The sequence below is a fragment of the Streptacidiphilus melanogenes genome (genome assembly GCF_000787835.1).
GTDB classification, from domain to species: domain Bacteria; phylum Actinomycetota; class Actinomycetes; order Streptomycetales; family Streptomycetaceae; genus Streptacidiphilus; species Streptacidiphilus melanogenes.
In genome coordinates this window covers 284,197-302,363 of sequence record NZ_BBPP01000002.1, presented here as the reverse complement: position 1 = coordinate 302,363, position 18,167 = coordinate 284,197, and the positions used below count along the sequence as shown (strand labels likewise).

The 18,167-nt window shown below is 73.0% G+C and carries 14 protein-coding genes and 2 pseudogenes; 10 read left to right on the top strand and 6 right to left on the bottom strand.

Annotated elements, in window-relative coordinates; all coding sequences use genetic code 11:
* The first annotated feature begins 151 nt into the window (after positions 1 to 151).
* The 3 genes and pseudogenes from TR49_RS03230 to TR49_RS03220 all read left to right on the top strand — a co-directional run.
* Positions 152 to 1,639: an aldehyde dehydrogenase family protein gene (locus TR49_RS03230; protein WP_042376826.1), complete on the top strand. Its 1,488-nt coding sequence runs from the start codon at positions 152 to 154 to the stop codon at positions 1,637 to 1,639.
* A 35-nt stretch (positions 1,640 to 1,674) separates the two neighbouring features.
* Positions 1,675 to 2,748 carry a Zn-dependent alcohol dehydrogenase gene (locus TR49_RS03225; protein WP_042376824.1) on the top strand — a complete coding sequence of 358 codons (1,074 nt, stop codon included), beginning with the start codon at positions 1,675 to 1,677 and terminating at the stop codon, positions 2,746 to 2,748.
* Positions 2,749 to 2,836: 88 nt separating this feature from the next.
* A pseudogene (locus TR49_RS03220) lies at positions 2,837 to 3,508 on the top strand (NADPH-dependent F420 reductase); the annotation flags it as partial.
* A 162-nt stretch (positions 3,509 to 3,670) separates the two neighbouring features.
* Here the strand turns inward: TR49_RS03220 and TR49_RS03215 are convergent.
* Positions 3,671 to 4,693 carry a GlxA family transcriptional regulator gene (locus TR49_RS03215; protein ID WP_084724501.1) on the bottom strand — a complete coding sequence of 341 codons (1,023 nt, stop codon included), beginning with the start codon at positions 4,691 to 4,693 and terminating at the stop codon, positions 3,671 to 3,673.
* An 89-nt stretch (positions 4,694 to 4,782) separates the two neighbouring features.
* On the opposite strand from TR49_RS03215, the gene TR49_RS03210 reads away from it, so the two are divergent.
* On the top strand, positions 4,783 to 6,162 hold the full coding sequence (locus tag TR49_RS03210; RefSeq protein WP_439654072.1) for an MFS transporter: 1,380 nt from the start codon (positions 4,783 to 4,785) through the stop codon (positions 6,160 to 6,162).
* Here TR49_RS03210 and TR49_RS03205 read toward each other — a convergent pair.
* The 3 genes from TR49_RS03205 to TR49_RS03195 all read right to left on the bottom strand — a co-directional run bounded on the left by TR49_RS03205 (position 6,134) and on the right by TR49_RS03195 (position 9,826).
* Entirely contained in the window at positions 6,134 to 6,751 is a 618-nt protein-coding gene (locus TR49_RS03205) for a flavin reductase family protein (protein WP_236653199.1), read from the bottom strand. The two genes, TR49_RS03210 and TR49_RS03205, sit on opposite strands and share 29 nt — an antisense overlap.
* Before the next feature lie 88 nt (positions 6,752 to 6,839).
* Entirely contained in the window at positions 6,840 to 7,673 is an 834-nt protein-coding gene (locus tag TR49_RS03200; protein WP_042376818.1) for an enoyl-CoA hydratase/isomerase family protein, read from the bottom strand.
* Positions 7,670 to 9,826 (bottom strand): acetate--CoA ligase family protein, encoded by a 2,157-nt coding sequence (locus TR49_RS03195; protein WP_042376817.1) that lies wholly within the window; start codon positions 9,824 to 9,826, stop codon positions 7,670 to 7,672. Before TR49_RS03195 ends, TR49_RS03200 begins: the two co-directional genes overlap by 4 nt.
* A gap of 173 nt (positions 9,827 to 9,999) precedes the next feature.
* Here TR49_RS03195 and TR49_RS03190 point away from each other — a divergent pair.
* The 4 genes and pseudogenes from TR49_RS03190 to TR49_RS03175 all read left to right on the top strand — a co-directional run bounded on the left by TR49_RS03190 (position 10,000) and on the right by TR49_RS03175 (position 13,392).
* Positions 10,000 to 10,454, top strand: a pseudogene (locus TR49_RS03190) (DoxX family protein).
* 56 nt (positions 10,455 to 10,510) lie between these two features.
* The gene (locus TR49_RS03185) at positions 10,511 to 10,954 is read left to right on the top strand and encodes a Zn-ribbon domain-containing OB-fold protein (protein WP_042376816.1); all 444 of its coding nucleotides are present in this window, start codon (positions 10,511 to 10,513) and stop codon (positions 10,952 to 10,954) included.
* A gap of 309 nt (positions 10,955 to 11,263) precedes the next feature.
* On the top strand, positions 11,264 to 12,337 hold the full coding sequence (locus TR49_RS03180) for a L,D-transpeptidase family protein (RefSeq protein WP_052433941.1): 1,074 nt from the start codon (positions 11,264 to 11,266) through the stop codon (positions 12,335 to 12,337).
* A gap of 110 nt (positions 12,338 to 12,447) precedes the next feature.
* Entirely contained in the window at positions 12,448 to 13,392 is a 945-nt protein-coding gene (locus TR49_RS03175) for a beta-ketoacyl-ACP synthase III (RefSeq protein WP_042376815.1), read from the top strand.
* A gap of 266 nt (positions 13,393 to 13,658) precedes the next feature.
* On the opposite strand, the gene TR49_RS03170 is transcribed toward TR49_RS03175, so the two are convergent.
* Both TR49_RS03170 and TR49_RS03165 read right to left on the bottom strand, forming a co-directional pair.
* The gene (locus tag TR49_RS03170; RefSeq protein WP_152627031.1) at positions 13,659 to 14,864 is read right to left on the bottom strand and encodes a hypothetical protein; all 1,206 of its coding nucleotides are present in this window, start codon (positions 14,862 to 14,864) and stop codon (positions 13,659 to 13,661) included.
* 132 nt (positions 14,865 to 14,996) lie between these two features.
* Entirely contained in the window at positions 14,997 to 16,241 is a 1,245-nt protein-coding gene (locus tag TR49_RS03165) for a thiolase C-terminal domain-containing protein (protein ID WP_084724500.1), read from the bottom strand.
* 133 nt (positions 16,242 to 16,374) lie between these two features.
* Here TR49_RS03165 and TR49_RS03160 point away from each other — a divergent pair, with 133 nt between their 5' ends.
* Together TR49_RS03160 and TR49_RS03155 are read left to right on the top strand one after the other, a co-directional pair.
* On the top strand, positions 16,375 to 17,604 hold the full coding sequence (locus tag TR49_RS03160) for an acyl-CoA dehydrogenase family protein (RefSeq protein WP_042376811.1): 1,230 nt from the start codon (positions 16,375 to 16,377) through the stop codon (positions 17,602 to 17,604).
* Positions 17,601 to 18,068: a nitroreductase family deazaflavin-dependent oxidoreductase gene (locus tag TR49_RS03155; RefSeq protein ID WP_042376809.1), complete on the top strand. Its 468-nt coding sequence runs from the start codon at positions 17,601 to 17,603 to the stop codon at positions 18,066 to 18,068. The genes TR49_RS03160 and TR49_RS03155 overlap by 4 nt, the downstream gene beginning before the upstream one ends.
* Positions 18,069 to 18,167 lie beyond the last annotated feature (99 nt).

The window sequence follows — 18,167 nt, the reverse complement described above, 5'->3', positions numbered from 1 at the left end:
GGCCAGGGGCGCGGGGAACGGCGCGAGAACCACCGGGGGCGGATGGCCCTGCTCGTTCGGCGAACCTGCTTCGTGGGTGGCTCGTCGCGCAGTTCCCCGCGCCCCTGGCCGTGCAACTCACCCTTGATCTCCAAGTGGGGGGCTCCAGACCATGACCGAACCAACTCCGCACCGGCTCTTCATCGCCAGCGAGTGGCGAGAAGGCGGCGCCGGTGCCTATCCCGTCATCAACCCCGGCACGGAAAGCCTCGTCGGCCACGCGCCCGAGGCCTCCGCCTCGGACGTCGCGGACGCCGTCGCCGCCGCCCGTGCGGCGCAAGGGGCGTGGGCGGCGACCGCGCCCGCGATGCGAGCGGCGCTCTTGGAGCGGATCGCCGATCTCGTGATGGAGCACGCGGCCGATTTCGTACCACTGCTCCAAGCCGAGACCGGTGCCACGATGCGCGTCGCCTCGACCATGCAACTGCCCGTCGTCGCCGACCGCTTCCGCCGTTACGCGCGCGGCGCGCTGGAGCCCACCGTCGAGTCGTTCCCGGCCCACCCCGTCGCGGCCACGCCCCTCGCCGCCGGCGGCCTCACCAACGCCGCCGCAGCCCGGCGGCCCGTCGGCGTCGTCGGCTGCATCACCTCCTACAACTTCCCGATCGTCAACCTCGCCGGAAAGCTCGCCCCGGCGCTCGCGATGGGCAACACCGTCGTTGCCAAGCCCGCCCCGCAGGACCCTCTCGCCTGCCTCAAGCTCGGCGAGATCTTCGTCGAGGCGGGCGCCCCCGCCGGGCTGTTCAACGTCGTCACCGACTCCGGCGCGGCCGCCGGAGCCGCCCTCGTCGCCTCGCCCGACGTCGACATGATCAGCTTCACCGGCTCGACCACCGTCGGCCGCCGCATCGCCACCGACGGCGGCGCCACCATGAAGCGGCTGCTGATGGAGCTCGGCGGCAAGGGAGCGGCGATCGTCCTTCAGGACGCCGACCTGACCAAGGCGATCCCGGCGATCGGCTCCACCTGGGCCTTCCACTCCGGTCAGATCTGCACCGCGCCCACCCGGGCGCTCGTGCACCGGTCCCGCTACGACGAGTTGGTCGCGGGCCTGGCCCGCTTCGCCGCCCGGCTGCCCGTCGGGGATCCGCTGCTGCAGACGACGGTCGTCGGCCCGGTCATCTCCGCCGCGCACCGCGACCGTGTCGAGGGCTACATCACCGGCGCCCTCGCCGAGGGGGCCCGGCTGGTGCTCGGCGGCACCCGCAAGGAGCACACCCCGGACACGCCCGAACTCCCTGGCACCGGCTTCTTCGTCGCGCCCACGCTGCTCGCGGAGGTGACGCCGCGGATGACGATCGCCCGCGAGGAGGTCTTCGGTCCGGTCGTCGTGGTGATCCCGTTCGAGGACGACGAGGAGGCCCTGGCCATCGCCGGCTCCACCGAGTACGGGCTCTACGACTACGTCTTCACCGCCGACACCGCCCGCGCCTACGCGCTCGCCGCACGCCTGCGCAGCGGCAACGTCGGCATCAACACCGCCCAGCGCCACCCGGAGACGCCCTTCGGCGGCTTCAAGCAGAGCGGGGTAGGCCGCGACGGCGGCTCCTTCGGTCTGCACGCCTACAGCGAGCAGCAGGCCATCGTCTGGCAGTCCTGACAGGGCTGGAGAGCAGAGAGTGAGGTTCGGGCAGCATGAAAGGTGTCATCTTCGACGGCAAGGCTCCTTCGGTGGTCGACGACCTGACGGTCCGTGACGCGGGGCCCGGCGAGGTGCTGGTGCGGATCGCCGCCGCAGGCCTCTGCCACAGCGACCTGTCCGTGATCGACGGGACCATCCCCTTTCCCGTCCCGGTGGTGCTCGGGCACGAGGGCGCGGGGACGGTCGAGGCGGTCGGCGCGGGCGTCACCCACGTCAAGCCGGGCGACCACGTCGCGCTCTCCACCCTCGCCAGCTGCGGCACCTGCCGCGAGTGCGCGCTGGGGCGGCCGACCATGTGCCGCAAGGCGATCGGCATGCCGACCAAGCCGTTCACGCGCGACGGGAGTGGCCAGGAGCTCTACAACTTCGCCTCCACCTCCGTCTTCGCGGAGCGCACCGTGGTCAAGGCCGTCCAGGTCGTGCCGATCGACCCGGCGATCCCCTTCACCTCCGCCGCCCTGATCGGCTGCGGCGTGCTGACCGGGGTCGGCGCGGTGCTGAACCGGGCCCGGGTGGAGACCGGCGACACGGTCGCCGTCATCGGCTGCGGCGGTATCGGCCTCAACGTCATCCAGGGCGCGCGGATCGCGGGCGCCTCCCGGATCGTGGCGATCGACGCCGTCGCCGGCAAGGAGGGCGTCGCCCGCACCTTCGGCGCGACCGACTTCGTCGATGCGCGCGCCGTCCAGGACACGGTCGCGGCGGTCAAGGCCCTCGTCCCGAACGGCGTGGACCACGCCTTCGAGTGCGTCGGCCCAACCCTGCTGACCCGCCAGGCCATCGACATGCTGGACCGCCACGGCCAGGCGGTCCTGCTGGGCATGCCCGCGGCCGACGCGGAGGCCTCCTTCCGCCCCGCGGAGCTCTTCCTGGACAAGTCCATCCTCGGCTGCCGGTACGGCTCGTCGCGCCCGCAGCGCGACATCGCCCGCTACGCCCAGCTCTACGCCTCCGGTCGGCTGCTCCTGGACGAACTCGTCACCTGCACCTTCCCGGTCACCGAGTTCGAGGCAGCGGCCGAGGCCACCCACACCGGCGGAGTCGCCCGGGCGGTGCTCACCTTCTGACTCCCGGCCCCTTTCGGTCGACGACGCCGGAACTGCCTGCGGGACGCGCCGCGCCGCTGCATGATCGGTCTGGACACACCGGTCAGGCACACCACAGAGCAGACAGGGAACGCGCATGAAGATCGCAGTCCTCGGCACGGGCGAGGTCGGCCGCACGCTCGCCACGAGGCTCGCCGGGCTGGAGCACCAGGTCACCATGGGCTCGCGGACCGCCGACAACGCCGCCGCCAAGGAGTGGGCGGAGGCCAACGCCGCCGCCCACGGCACCTTCGCCGAGGCGGCGGCCGGCGCCGACCTGGTCGTCAACGCGACCGGGGGCCTCGTCTCCCTGGCGGCGCTGACCGCGGCGGGCGCGGAGAACCTGCGCGGCAAGGTCGTCGTCGACGTCTCCAACCCGCTGGACTTCTCGGAGGGCTTCCCGCCGAAGATCGTCACCCCGGACGGCGTCAGCGTCGCCGAGCAGCTCCAGCGCGCCTTCCCGGAGGCCCGGGTGGTGAAGACGCTGAACACGATGAACAACGCGGTCATGGTCGACCCGAGCCGGGTGCCGGGCCACCACAACGTGTTCCTCAGCGGCGACGACGCGGAGGCGAAGGCCGAGGTGAGCGCCTTGCTCCAGTCCTTCGGCTGGTCGGACGACCAGATCCTCGACCTCGGCGACCTCACCAGCGCGCGCTCGGTCGAGCAACTGGTCGGCCTCTGGGTTCGCCTCTACGGCCTGCTGGGGACGGGGGACTTCAACTTCGCCGTGGTGGGGTAGCGCCGCCCGGACGCCGCCGCCCGTGGCGCTGCGCCGCCCTTCTGCCAGGGCGGTGCCGAGCCCACGGCGGCGGCATCCCGGCGTCGGCCTCGGGCCGGCGAGGGCCTGTCGCGCGCCTCCTTCTCGCGCCCCGGAGGGCCCGCCCCGGCGTCCGTCCGGCCGTCAGACGACCGCGCGGAAGGTCCTGCGGTAGGCCGTCGGGGAGACCCCGAGCACCGTGTGCATGTGCTGCCGCAGGCCCGCCGCGCTGCCGAAGCCGACCTGGTGGGCGATCCGGTCCACCGTCAGCTCCCCTTCCTCCAGCAGCCGGCGGGCCCGGTGCACGCGTTGGACCAGCAGCCACTGCACGGGGCTCTGGCCGGTCTCCTCGCGGAAGCGACGGGTGAAGGTGCGCACGCTCATGCCGCAGCGCTCCGCCAGCAGGCCGAGGGTGAGGTTGTCGGCGAGGTGCTGCAGCGCGTAGGCGCGGGCCGGGGCCGTGCCGGAGGCGCCGATCTCGGGGACGGCGACGTCGACGTACTGGGCCTGGCCGCCCTCGCGCCAGGGCGCGACCACGCAGCGGCGGGCGACGTGGTTGGCCACGGCGGAACCGAGGTCGCGGCGGACGACGTGCAGGCACAGGTCGATTCCGGCCGCGACGCCGCCCGACGTCAGCACCTCGCCGTCGTCGGTGAACAGCACGTCGGGGTCGAGCAGGACCTGCGGGAAGAGCTGCCGGAACTGCTCGGTGTAGCGCCAGTGCGTCGTCGCGCGGCGGCCGTCGAGCAGGCCCGCCGCGGCGAGGACGAAGGAGCCGGTGCAGATGGAGACCATCCGCGTGCCGGGCCTGACGTGGGCGAGCGCGCGTTCCAGCGCGGCGGGCAGGCGGCCCTCGTCGAAGACCGGGCCGAGCTCGAAGGAAGCCGGGACGATCACCGTGTCGGCCTGCGCGAGCAGCTCCGGGCCGTGGTCGACGAGGACCCTGAAGTCGGTGCTGGTCCGCACCGACCCGCCGTCCAACGAGCAGGTGCGCACCCGGTAGTGGGGCGCGTCCCCGCGTTCGTGCGCGGACTCGAAGATGCGCGACGGCGTCGACAGCTCGAAGGCCACCACGCCGTCCAGCGCCAGGACGGCGATCTCGTGCGGGCGGGCCTGAGCCCGGGTCGTGTCGGTGGTATCGATGGTCTCGGCGGTGCTGGGGGCCATGACGTCAGCCTGCCTCGTGGCCCGATCTTTGCGCAAGGTGGCCTTCCGGCCACTCGAAGCCGCTACGGGCCACCGGGCAAGCTCTGCGGGTGACCGATCAGCTGCCCCCCGCCTCCGCCGTCGAGCCTTCCGGCCACACCCGCCCGCGCGCGCAGCGCCCCTTCGGCAGGCCGCGCCGCTCACGCCCCCCGCGTGGGCCGCATCTGCACTACGCGTGGATCGTCGCCGCCGTCGCGCTCGTCGTCCTCGTCGGCGCGGCGGGTTTCCGTTCGACGCCGTCGCTCCTGATGGAGCCGCTGCACCACGAGTTCGGCTGGTCGCACGGCCTGGTCGGCGCGGCCGTCTCGATCAACGTGCTGCTCAACGGCCTCGCGGCGCCGTTCGCCGCCGCGCTCATGGACCGCTTCGGGATCCGGCTCGTGGTCTCCGTCGCACTCGCGGTGATGGCGCTCGGCGCGGGGGTGACCGTCGTCATGGACCAGCCCTGGGAGCTGCTGCTGGGGTGGGGCTTCCTCGTCGGCCTCGGCTCCGGCTCGATGGCGCTGGCGTTCAGCGCGACGGTCACCAGTCGGTGGTTCGTGGGGCAGCGCGGGCTGGTGACCGGGGTCCTGACGGCGGCGAGCGCCGCGGGCAACCTGGTGTTCCTGCCGGTGCTGGCCTGGCTGGTGCAGCAGTACGGGTGGCGCAGCGCCTCGGTCACGGTCGCGGTCTGCGCACTGGCCGTGGTTCCGGTCGTCGCTCTGCTCATGCGCGAGCGCCCGTCCGACCTCGGACTGCTGCCCTACGGCGCGCCCGAGGACCACATCGAGCCGCAGGCGGCCGCCGGACGTGGCCTGCGTGCCCTGCGGGTCCTGCGCGAGGCGGCGCGCAAGCGCGCGTTCTGGCTGCTGACGGGGTCCTTCGCGATCTGCGGGGCGACCACCAACGGCCTGGTCGGGACCCACTTCATCCCGGCCGCGGGCGACCACGGCATGCCGGAGACCGCCGCGGCCTCCCTGCTCGCGCTCGTCGGGATCTTCGACGTGGTCGGCACGGTCTTCTCCGGATGGCTCACCGACCGGCTCGACTCCCGCCGCCTGCTCGGGGTCTACTACCTGCTGCGCGGGGCCTCGCTGCTGGTGCTGCCCGTCCTGTTCGCCAGGACCGTGCACCCGAGCATGGTCATCTTCATCATGTTCTACGGCCTGGACTGGGTTGCCACCGTGCCGCCGACGGTCGCGCTGTGCCGCGAGTGGTTCGGCGAGGACGCGCCGGTCGTCTTCGGCTGGGTGCTCTGCGGCCACCAGGTGGGCGCGGCGATCGTCGCCGCCGTGGCCGGCGTGATCCGCGACCAGCTCGGCAGCTACGACCTCGCCTGGTACGGCGCGGGCGCGCTGTGTGCGGTCGCGGCGGCGTGCTCGCTGATGCTGCGCAGACCGGACGGCGGCGATTCCGCGGTGCTCAGTCCTGCGGTTCCAGCAACTGTCTGAAGCCGCTGCGGTAGAAGACCAGCGGCCCGGCCTCCCCGCCGCGCGGCGCGGCGAGTTCACGCACCCGGCCGAGCACGATCAGGTGGTCCCCGCCGGTGTGAACGGCGTGGATGGTGCAGTCGACCCACGCCAGCGCGCCCTCCAGCCGCGGCGAGCCCGTCGCGGGCGCTGCCTCCCAGGCCACGCCCGCGAACTTGTCCGCGCCGGTCGACGCGCTGACGGCGAACGACCGGCACAGTGCGCCCTGGTCCTCGGCGAGCACGTTCACGCAGAACGCCCCGGCGCGCGCGATGCGCGGCCAACTGGAGGAGGTCCGGGCCACGTTGAAGCAGATCAGCGGCGGGTCGAGGGACAGCGAGGCGAAGGACTGGCAGGCGAACCCCACCGGCTGCCCGTCCTCGCCCGCGGCGGTGATGACCGTCACCCCGGTGGCGAAGTGCCCGAGGGCGTCCCGCAGGACCCGCGCGTCCGCGTCCGCCTGCAGCTCCGGCCCTGCGACGGCCTCCGCCACCACGGGCGCGACGCTCAGCGGCGCACCCGCCGCCCGCAGGTAGCGGACGGCCGCGACCGCCATTCCTTCGTGCCCCATGGGTTCGCTCCTCCGGGTGTGGTCCTGCCCATTGAATCTGATGATTTGTCAGAGCGGAAGCCGTGGCCCTGAAGAGGAGGCGGTGCCTCTACCGGCCCTCGAATCCGGCGTCGCGCCGCTCCACGAAGGCCCGGACGCCCTCCTGGGCGTCGTGCGTCATCATGTTGATCTCCTGTGCCGTCGCCTCCGCCGCGAAGGACGTGGCGCGGTCCACGTCCAGAGATGCGTTGACCAGGGCCTTCGTCAGTGCGAACGCGCGCGTCGGGCCGGCGGCGAGGCGCTCGGACCATTCCGCCACCGCCTTGTCCAGCTCCGCTTCCGGCACCACGCGGTTGACCAGCCCCAGGCGTTCCGCCTCCGCCGCGCGGACCTTCTCGCCGAAGAACAGCAGCTCCTTCGCCCGTTGCGCGCCCACGAGCCGCGGCAGCAGCCAGGCGGCGCCGCCGTCCGGAACCAGGCCGCGCTTGGCGAAGACCTGCACCAGGGACGCCTCCTCGGCGGCGACGACCAGGTCGCACGCCAGCGCCAGCTGGACGCCGACCCCGGCCGCCACGCCGTTCAGCGCGCACAGCACCGGCTTCTCGCAGTCCAGCACCGAGGCGACCATGCGCTGCACACCCCGCCGCAGCATCCGCGCCACGTCACCGGCCACCGGGGGAGCGGGAGCCGTCGCGGGAGCAGTCGTGCTGCGCGTGACGCTGCCCGTGCCGCCGCTGAGGTCCGCGCCCGAGCAGAACGCCCGGCCCGCGCCCGTCAGGACGACGACCCGCACCGCCCGGTCGGCGGAGGCCTCGTCGAGTGCGGCGATCAGCCGCTCCCGCAGCTCCGCCGTGACGGCGTTCAGCGCCTCGGGGCGGTTCAGCGTCAGCCGCCGCACCCCGGTCGCGGCGTCCTCCACCAGCAGCACGGCGTCGCCGCTCATCGGCACACCGCCAACGCGTCCAAGGCCACGACTCCCTTTCCGCGTTCCAGCACCACCAGCGGGTTGATGTCCAACTCCGCGAGCTGGTCGCCCAGGTCCAGCGCCATGCGCTGGACCCGCAGCACCACCTCGACCAGCGCGTCGACGTCCATCGGCGGCAGCCCGCGCACGCCGTCCAGCAGCGGGCGACATCGCAGCCGGGCCAGCGCCGCGCGCACGTCGCCGGGGCCGAACGGCGGGACCAGCACCGTGGTGTCGCGCATCACCTCGACGAACACACCGCCCATGCCGACCGTCACGGTCGGCCCGAACACCGCGTCGTCCGTGACGCCGACGACCATCTCGACGCCCGCCTCCACCATCTGGCAGACCAGCACGCCGTCGAGTCGGGGAATGCCGCCGGCCCGCGCGTTCTCCGTCAACTCCCGGAACGCCTCGCGCACCTGGCTCGCGCTGGTCAGACCGACCTTCACCAGACCCAGTTCGGTCTTGTGCGCGACGCCGGGCGCGGAGCCCTTGAGTACCACCGGGTAGCCGACCACCCCGGCGGCCCGCACCGCGCCCGCCGCGCTGGTCACCAACTGCTCGCGCGGCACCCGGATGCCGTAGGAGCGCAGCAGCTGCTTGGCGGCGAACTCGCTCAGCTTCTCGCCCTCGCGGAACAGTCGCTGGGCCTTCGCCTTGCCGGCGCAGGGCTCGCGCGGGGCCTCGTCGAAGGGGGAGCGGTAGGAGCGCACGAATGCGTGGTGGTCCAGGTAGGCGGCGACCGCGCGGACGCAGTTGCCGAAGGTGCGGAAGACGGCGACCCGCGAGGAGCCGAGCAGCGTCTCCCGGTAGGCCGCCTCGGTGCCGACCGGCGAGCCCCAGATGACGCAGACCAGCTTGTCCGTGGTCTCGGCGACCTCGACCAGGTCCTTCGCCAGCTTGTCGCTCATCGGCGGGAACGGCCCGGTGATCGGGCAGATGAGGACGCCGACCTCCGGGTCGTCCAGGATCGCGTCGAGGATCCTGCGCCCGCGCCAGTCGCCCACCGGGTGGCCGCCGTTGTCGACGGGGTTGGCGACGCTCAGGTACTCGGGGATCCACTGGTGCAGCTCGTCCTGCTTGGCCTGGGAGAGCCGGGGCAGGACCAGCCCGGTCGCCGAGGCCATGTCGGCGAGGTGCGCGCCGGTCCCTCCGGAGATGGAGTAGACGACCACGCCGGGCGCCTTCGGCGGCTTGGCGCGCGCCAGCAGGGCCGCGGTGTCCTGCAGTTCGTCCAGCCCCTCGACGCGGATCACGCCGAACTGGCGGAAGGCCGCGTCCACGACGTCGTCCGCGCCGGTCAGCTTGCCGGTGTGGGACTGCGCCATCCGCGCGCCCTCGTCGGTGCGGCCGACCTTGACGGCGACCACGGGGACACCGCGTCTGGCCGCGTGGTCCGCCGCGAGCAGGAAGGCCCGGCCGTCCTTGATGCCTTCGATGTAGGCGGCGATCGCGCCGATCTCGGGCTGGTCGGCGAACCACTGCACGAAGTCGGCGACCTCCAGGTCCGCCTCGTTCCCCGTCGGCGCCCAGTGGCTGAGCCGGATGCCGAGCTCCTGCAGCGTGAACAGCGGACGGCCCTGGTGGCCGGACTGGGTGATCAGCGCGATCGCCGGCCCGGTCAGGTCGTCGCGGAACCGCTCGAACGCGTTGAGGTTGGTGTTCGGGCCGAGCAGCCGCAGGCCCGTCGGCGCCTCCGCGACCAGGCCCTCCAGCCGCCGCTGCGCCTCACGCCCGCTCTCGCCGGTCTCCGCGAAGCCCGAGGCGAAGGCGACGGCGAACTTGACCTTCGCCTCGACCAGCTGCGGCACGACGGCCGCCGGATCGGCGAGCAGGATCACGGCCAGGTCGATCGGGTCCGCGTCCGGGTCGGCCGGGATGGCGGCGAGGTCCGGGTAGCAGGGCAGGCCGTCGACCTCGTCCCGCCCGGGGTTGACCGGGTACATCCGCGCTCCGACCCGCTCCGACCAGGCCCGCAGCTGCCGGGTGATCCCGGTGTTGGGCCGGCCCGGCGTGTCGGACGCGCCGATGACGGCGACGGACGAGGGCCGGAAGAAGCGGTCCAGATCCACCGGCCGCGGTCGGAGCGGCCGTCCGCTCGCGTCGGTCACGGTGTCCGTCTCCCGCATGGCGCGCCTCCGATCCGGTCTGTGCCGCTCTCTGGAATCTGACGTACCATCAGATTACTGTCAGCGGAGCTTTGCAGGAAGACACCGAACTGACGGAGCGTCAGTAAACAGTCTCTGTCGCGCACACCGCGCCACCGGCGCGCTACCGGATGGGGAGGCCGCACGTGCAGACGGTGCACACCTACGGACTGTCGGCGGCCCAGTGGTTCGCGGTGCTGCGGATCGGGCTCGGCCTGTGGTGGCTGGAGAGCTGGCGCCACAAGGACAAGAAGGGCTGGCTGCAGCGGTCCAGCGGGATCGAGTGGGCCAGGGGCGTCGCCTCCCGGCACCGCTGGGCCTTCGTCCGCGACTCCTTCGACCGCGTGGTGGCCCCGCGGCCCCGGTTGATGGCCTACGTCGTCGTCCTCGCCGAGCTGGCCCTCGGCCTCGGCTCACCCTCGGTCTGCTCAGCCCGATCGCGCTGGCGGCCGGGCTGCTGCTCAACCTCCTGTACTTCGTGCTGATGATCCACGACTGGGCCGAGCAGGGGCAGAACCTGATGATGGCGCTGATCTCCCTGGTCTGCCTGCTCGCCATGAGCTGGCAGTGCTGGTCCCTCGACCGGGTTCTGCACCTCTTCGGCGCGTGAGCCGGGAGCGCCCGCGCAGGAGCCGTCCGCATCGAACCGACCGACGGAGACGCCTGATGTCCACCCCCCGCACCGACCTCCCCGAGCCGGACGCGTTCACCCAGCCCTACTGGGATGCCGCCGCCGAGGGCCGGCTGCTGCTGCGCCGCTGCCGGGCTTGCGGGGCCGCGCACCACTACCCGCGTGGGTTCTGCCCGCGCTGCTGGAGCGAGGACGTCTCCTGGGAGCAGGCGAGCGGCCGGGCCACCCTTTACACCTGGTCCGTCGTCCACGCCAACGACCTGCCGCCCTTCCGGGACCGGCTGCCCTACGTCGCCGCCGTCGTCGAGTTGGCTGAGGGGCCGCGGATGATGACGACGGTCGTGGACTGCGATCCGACGCTCCTTCAGGTGGATATGGAGCTCTATGCTGATTTTGTCGCTTTTGCTGTAGAAGGTGAATCGGGTCCCAGGGTGCCCGTGTTTCGCCCGACAGCCCGTCGGGCCCCGTCAAAGCCCTGAAAGGCGCGCCCACCCGGTAGCCTGACGCTGTGTAGTAGCTGTGACCTTAGACACATCGGGTGATCCGTGTGCTGACGGTGCGTGGTTGCAGGCAGTGCCCGGTCGCCCCTGGCGGACACGGCGTGTCGCGGATTGACCGGCGCTCAGAAACCTGCGGTTCCAGACACGCCGATGCCCTCCACGATCACCCGATGGGGGTAGCGTGACGCCGGTGACGCCTGCACAGCAAGGTGCGGGCGGAGGGACTGAGAGGTGGTGGCCTGCGGCTCACCGGCCCGCGTCACGTCGACCACCTGCGAGGATCCAGCTATGTCCAGCCACGCCCGTCCCGGCTCCGCGCCTCGGCCCGCCACCCTGCCGCACCCCGACGCGCCCTTCGACGGGAGCGCCGCCTACGGCGACGCCGCGTACATCGACGCGGCCTACGGTGACGGGGCCTTCGGTGACGGTGGGTACGCCGACACGGCCTACGGCGACGCCACTTACCGTGACGCGGCGTACGAGGGGCGCGTGGCGGCACCCCGTGAGGAGTCCGGCTCCCCCCGGCAGACGCGTGCCCAGGCGCGTGTCGCGGCCCGTGCGCGGGCGCGGCGCAAGCGCCTGAAGCGCACCAGCTTCCTCGGTGTCGGCTCGGTCGCCGCCGTCGCGGTGATAGCGGTGGCCGGTTTCGTGAACCCGCACCACGACGCGAACCCCGGGGCGCAGGCGGACTCCTCGGCCGTCCCGGTCGCCGGGCGCACCGGCGTGGGCGACGCCTCCCGCTCGGTCGACCGGGCGACCCCCGCGGCCGAGGTGAAGCAACTGCCCGGTCTCGGTGCGGCCTTCCTCGCGAAGGTGCCGGCCGACGCGCAGCAGGTGCTGCTGGTCACCGGCAAGGGCAAGAACCAGAACACCGGTACGGCTGTCCTGTTCACCCGTACCGCCGGGGGCGGCTGGCTGCCCGGTCCCACCTGGGTCGCGCGCAACGCCAAGGACGGCTGGACCACCGATCACCACGCGGGCGACCTGCACAGCCCGATCGGCGTCTTCTCCCTCACCGACGCCGGCGGCCTCGACGCGAACCCGGGCACCAAGCTCCCGTACACGCACTCCTCCGCGTTCCAGGCCCCGGGCACGGGCTTCGAGGGCGAGTCGCTGGCGGACGCCTTCGACTACGTCGTCGCCATCAACTACAACCACGTCCCCGGCACCTCCCCGCTGAGCGCGGAGCGCCCGATGGGGGCCTCGCGCGGCGGCGGCATCTGGGTCCACGTCGACCACGGCGGTCCCACGCACGGCTGCGTCGCGCTGGCCAAGGCGGACATGCGGGCGCTGCTGCAGGCGCTGGACCCGTCCAAGCACCCGGTGATCGTGATGGGCGACGCGGCCTCGCTCGCACAGTGACGCGAACGTCGCACGTTGTGAGGGTTTGTCCGGGATCTACAGCTCCCATCGGTGGATCCTGTGCCAAGCCTCTCCGGGAGACCCATCGGTAATCAGCTTGAGTGGGAGCCATGACAGGTTCCCGCATCGTCGCGTTGGGTCACTACCAGCCGTCCAAGGTCCTCACCAACGACGATCTCGCGTCGCTGGTCGACACCAGCGACGAGTGGATCACCTCGCGCGTGGGCATCCGCACCCGGCACATCGCGGCGCCCGACGAGACGGTCGCCGACATGGCCTCCCGCGCCGCCGCCAAGGCGCTGGCCGCCAGCGGCTTCGACCCGCAGAGCGTGGACCTGGTCGTCGTCGCCACCTGCACTGCGATGGACCGCAGCCCCAACACCGCCGCCCAGGTCGCCGCCCGCCTCGGCATCCCGACCCCGGCGGCGTACGACGTGAACACCGTCTGCTCGGGCTTCTCCTACGCGCTCGCCACCGCCGACCACGCCGTGCGTGCGGGCGCCGCGCGCCGCGCCCTGGTCGTGGGCGCGGAGAAGATGTCCGACACGATCGACTGGACCGACCGCTCCACCTGCGTGATCTTCGCCGACGGCGCGGGTGCGGCCGTCCTGGAGGCGACGGACGACTTCGAGGGCGTCGGCCCCGTCGTCTGGGGCTCCGACCCCACCAAGGGCGACGCCGTCCGCATCGACGGCTGGGATCCGACCATCAGCCAGCAGGGCCAGGCCGTCTTCCGGTGGGCCACCACCCAGCTCGCCCCGATCGCCCGCGAGGCCTGCGAGCGCGCGGGGGTTCGCCCGGACGAGCTGGTCGCCTTCGTCCCGCACCAGGCCAACCTGCGCATCATCGACGCCATCGCCGGCAAGCTCGGCCTCTCGCCGGACTGCGTCGTCGCCCGCGACGTGGTCGACTCGGGCAACACCTCCGCGGCCTCCGTCCCCCTCGCCCTCTCCCGCCTCTCGGAACGCGGCGAACTCCGCTCCGGTGGCCCCGCCCTCCTCTTCGGCTTCGGCGGCGGCCTCGCCTACGCCGGCCAGGTCGTCCGCTGCCCCTGAACGCGGCGCGGTCGACCCGCCCGTCACGGCAGGCGGGGTGAGCGGCCCGCCGCCCTGGTTCCAGGGCGCGGCGTCCCGAACACCTCCGCCTGCGTGGTGTGCGCTCGCCACTGCGGCAGAGGCGCGGCTCCCCCAGCCCACAGCGTGGACGCCATGGGTTGGGGTGCGTGTCGAAGCCTCTCGGCTCCGCGGGGTTCACTCCTGGAAGGGACGCTCGTGCCAGGACGGGCGTCCCGAGGGGCAGAACCAGCCGTGCGTGGCCCTGATCAGCCCCGGAGGTCGACCGCTTCGCGGAAGTCGGCGAGAGCCGGGGCATACTCGCGTGCCGCGAGGTGGAAGCCCGACCGGTCCGTGAGAGCGCGGGTCAGGAGAGCCGTTCCCCTTGCCGGGTCGGACGCGGCGAGTCGACGCGTCAGGTCGACGCTGCGGTCGAAAACCGGCCGCAGCGGCTCCGCGATCCGGTAGGTCCGGTTGGTCCAGTAGAAGGTCTCGCGGATCGTGAGCCGACGCTGCGTCGTCACGAGAGCGTGCAGATGCTTTCGCGGATCGGCTTCCGCCCGCGGGGTCAGGTCGGCGAGGCCTGCGGCGAGCTCGAACCGGCTGTCGAGGTAGGCCCTGCGCACGTCGGGAGACCACTGGAGCACGTCCTCGCCGAAGGCGGGACTGGGCCGACCTGGCCGCACGGGCTCGTCGGCCCGGCCGGAGACGCCGAGGAGAACAGTCCACCACGACAGAATGTTGCTCCAGCTCCTTCGTTCTCCGGTCGCCGCCAACTCCTGGAGCCGGCGGACGGTCTCGCGGTCGACCTCGCGCCTCCGGTCCGACTCGCCCTGGACGTCCAGGAGGCGCGACAGGTGTGTCAGTTCCCAGCACAGACGCGCCAGCGGCGCGCCCGTCCCGGACAGACGGCCGCGCGTCCGCGAGGCGAGCGTCGACGCGACCTCGGCGGCTGTGGCAAGTCGCCCGCAGGCCTCCAACTCCGCGGACCGTGCGATGAGAGCCCAGTCGGACGGGGTGCCGGCGCCGCCCTCGGCCAGCCGGTCATGGATCTTCGCGGACTCGTCGTGGCGGCCCTCCTCGGCGAGCGCCGCAGCGAGCGGCTGCGGACGGCCGAGGGAGGCCATCTCCTCGCGGACGGCAAGGCCTTCGGTGCGTCGGCCCGACCCGTAGAGGCACCTCTGCCGGGCGTCGAGCGCCTGCAGCAGGAGTTCACCACGCTTCGGTTCCGTCTTGTCGACGAGACGCGCGGCGGCGACCGCCTCGTCGAACACGGTCAGGCGGTACGGCCCTTCGGGGGCCTGGTAGCCCCACAGCACCAGGGCGCCCACGAGTCGAGGCAGGTAGCCGGTCTCGACGCGGGCGAGGATGCGATAGGCCCACACCTTGTCTCGCAGGGTCGGTTTGTCGGACGTCAGGAGCTTCACTCGGGCTCGGATGACCATGTCGGGATGGATGCTCTCGGCAGAAGTCATGACGGAGATGTTCGACCCTGCGGATCCCGCCCAACAAGGCTCCACTCGTGTGCGATCGGTCCTACTAAAACCCGCGCTGACCTGCCATGATGGTGACGCTCACACATCCGGCGCCGGTGCCGGCACCCGCGGCTACCGCCCCAGGACGAGCGTCCCCGAGGAGCAGAACCAGCCGCCCGTGCCGCTGACCAGCGCCAGCTGCGGGTCGCCCGGGACCTGGCGGTCGGGCGCGGAGGTCGCGTAGTCGTGGCGGAGTTGGCGTACGGCCTCGACGATGAGGAAGAGGCCGCGCATGCCCGGGTGGCAGGCGGAGAGGCCGCCGCCGTCGGTGTTGGTGGGCAGTTCGCCGTCGCGCAGCAGACGGCCCGCCTTGGCCTCGACGAAGGGGCCGCCCTCGCCCTTGGCGCAGAAGCCGAGGTCCTCCAGCATCACCAGGGGCATGTAGGTGAACGCGTCGTAGAGCTCGCACAGGTCGACGTCCGCCGGGGAGACGCCCGCCCGTTCGAGGGCGAGGCGGCCGGAGAGCGCGGCGGGGGAGACGGTGAAGTCCTCCCAGTCCGACATCGTGCTGTGGCTGAGCGCCTCGCCCGTGCCCAGGATCCAGATCGGTTCGTGCCGGGTGTCCGGCACGTAGTCCTCCGCCGCGAGCAGCACCGCGCAGCCGCCGTCCGAGCGGATGCAGCAGTGCAGTTTGGTGAAGGGGTCGGCGACCATCGGGCCGGAAAGGACGTCGTCGACGCTGATCGGGGTCCGGTACATCGCGTCCGGGTTGGCGGCGGCGTTGGTGCGGGCCTGGACGGCGACGCCCGCCAACTGCTCGGCCGTCGTCCCGTATTCGTGCATGTGCCGACGGGCGGCCATGGCGTACTTGGCAATCAGGGTGTGCCCGTAGGGGGCCTCGAACTGGAGCGGGCCGCGTGCGCCGAGCGAGAGCGCGGCGGTGCGACGGCGCGCCTTGAGGTCCGCGCGGGCGGTGGAGCCGTAGACCAGCAGGACGGCGTTGGCATGGCCCGCCGCTATCGCGTCGGCGGCGTGGGCGGCCATGACCTCCCAGGTCGAGCCGCCGACCGAGGTGGAATCGGTCCAGGTGGGCCGCAGGCCCAGGTATTCGGAGACCTCCACCGGCGCCAGGATGCCGAGCCCGGCCGAGGCCACGCCGTCGATCACGTCCCGCGGCAGCCCGGAGTCGGTGAGCGCGCGCCGTGCGGCCTGGGCGTGCAGCTGGAACGGCGTGGCGTCGTCAACCCGCCCGCAGTCGCTCAGTGCCACCCCGACCACCGCCACCCGGCGCCGCCCGCGGGCCGCGCCGTCGCTCGGGACGGGGTGACGGAGCGGGCCGGAGCCGCTGGGCGAGGCCGAGGGGCCGGAAGCTGTCATAAATCTGACGGTACATCAGATCCGCTGCCGCGCGCCCCTGTCCGGCGCACACGGTGGAACCTAGTATGACGAACCGTCAGATCTACGTTCTACCTGTAGACGTCAACGAAGCGGCTGGAAGCCAGGAGGCGGCATGGATCCCGCGCTCACCCAGGAACAGGATGAGATCGCCCGCGCCCTGCGCGACGTGCTCGCCAAGCAGGCCGGTCCGGAGGAGGTCCGCCGCGCCGCGGCCTCGGCGACCGGATACGACACCGAGCTGTGGCGGCGGCTCGCCAAGCAGCCGGGACTGGCCGGCCTCGCCCTCCCGGAGCGGCACGGGGGCTCCGGGCTCGGCCCGGTCGAGCTGGCCCTCGCCTGCGAGGAGGCCGGACGCGTCCTGCTGCCCTCGCCGCTGCTCGCCAGCTCCGTGCTCGCCGCCGGAGCGATCACCGCGGGCGGCACCGAGGACCAGCGCGACGAACTGCTGCCGCCCCTCGCCTCCGGCTCCGGCACGGCCGCCCTTGCCCTCCCCGGCACGCCCGCCCTCGCCCTCGGCCTGGTGCCGGACGGGAACCCGCGCATGCTGCCCGGCGACGTTCCGGCGGGCGGCGGGCGGGCCGGGGGAATCCAGGCCAGACCGGCGGGCGACGGCCTGTGGATCCTCTACGGCGAGGCCGCCCACGTCCTCGACGGCGCCCGCGCCGACCTGCTCGTCGTCGCCGCCCATGCGGGCGGTTTCCCGCGCAGCCGCACCGTCCTGTTCGCCGTCGACACGGCGGGCGCCCCCGGCCTGCGCCGCGAACGCAGCGCCGGCATCGACCAGACGCGCAGCGTCGCCCGCGTCGAGCTGCGCGACGTCACCGCCCGCCCCCTCGGCGATCCGGCGCTGGACGCGGCCCCGGCCCTGGCCCGGGTGGGCCGCGCGGCGGCTCTCGCCGTGGCCGCGGAGGCGGTCGGCGCGGCCGCCCAGGCACTCGCCCGAACCGTGGAGTACGTTCAGGTCAGGCAGCAGTTCGGACGCCCGGTGGGCTCCTTCCAGGCGGTCAAGCACCGGCTTGCCGACGTCTACGTGGCCGTCGAGACCGCACGCTCGGCGACGCTCTTCGCCGCCTGGTCCGCGACCACCGATCCCGACGACCCCGTCCCCGCGCTCCTGGCCCTCGCCCACGCGCTGACGGCCGGGCGCGCGGCGGCCGCCGAGGCCATCCAGTTGCACGGCGGCATCGCGATCACCTGGGAACACGACGCCCATCTCTACTTCAAGCGGGCCGCGGCGGACGAGCTGTTCTTCGGCCCGCCCCACCTGCTGCGGGCGCGCGCGGCGGAGCTGGCCGGCGTGCTCGCCCGGACCGGAACGGAAGCGGGAGGACCGACACGATGAGGGCGCTGGAGAACGCCATGCAGAAGGTCTCGGCGACGCCGGCCTTCGCCCGGGTCGCCCCGTCGATCGTGCCCCGCCTGGACAAGGCGGTGCACCGGCTGAGCGGCGGCAAGTTCATGCTGAGTCAGTGGATGCTGCCCTCGCTCTTCCTGACCACGACCGGGCGCAGGAGCGGCGAGCCCCGCACCACCCCGCTGGCCTGCCTCCCGCAGGGGGAGACCTTCCTGGTCGTCGGCAGCAACTTCGGCCGCACCTCCCACCCCGCCTGGACCGGCAACCTGCTCGCCGACGGCGACGCCGTCGTCGAACACCGCGGCCGCACCGTCCCGGTCCGTGCCAGGCTGCTCTCCGGCGACGAGCGCGCCACGGCCTGGTCGGCACTGCTGGCGATGTGGCCCCCGTACGCCTCCTACCAGGCTCGGGTCGAGCGCGAGATCCGCATCTTCCGCCTGGAGCCGCGCTAGGCCGCGTCCGGCGGCCCGGCCGGGCCCGAGGCCCAGACGGCGGTGCGCCAGGTGCGGAAGGTGCCGAATGTGCGGCAGGTGCTTCGGTCGCGCCCCGAG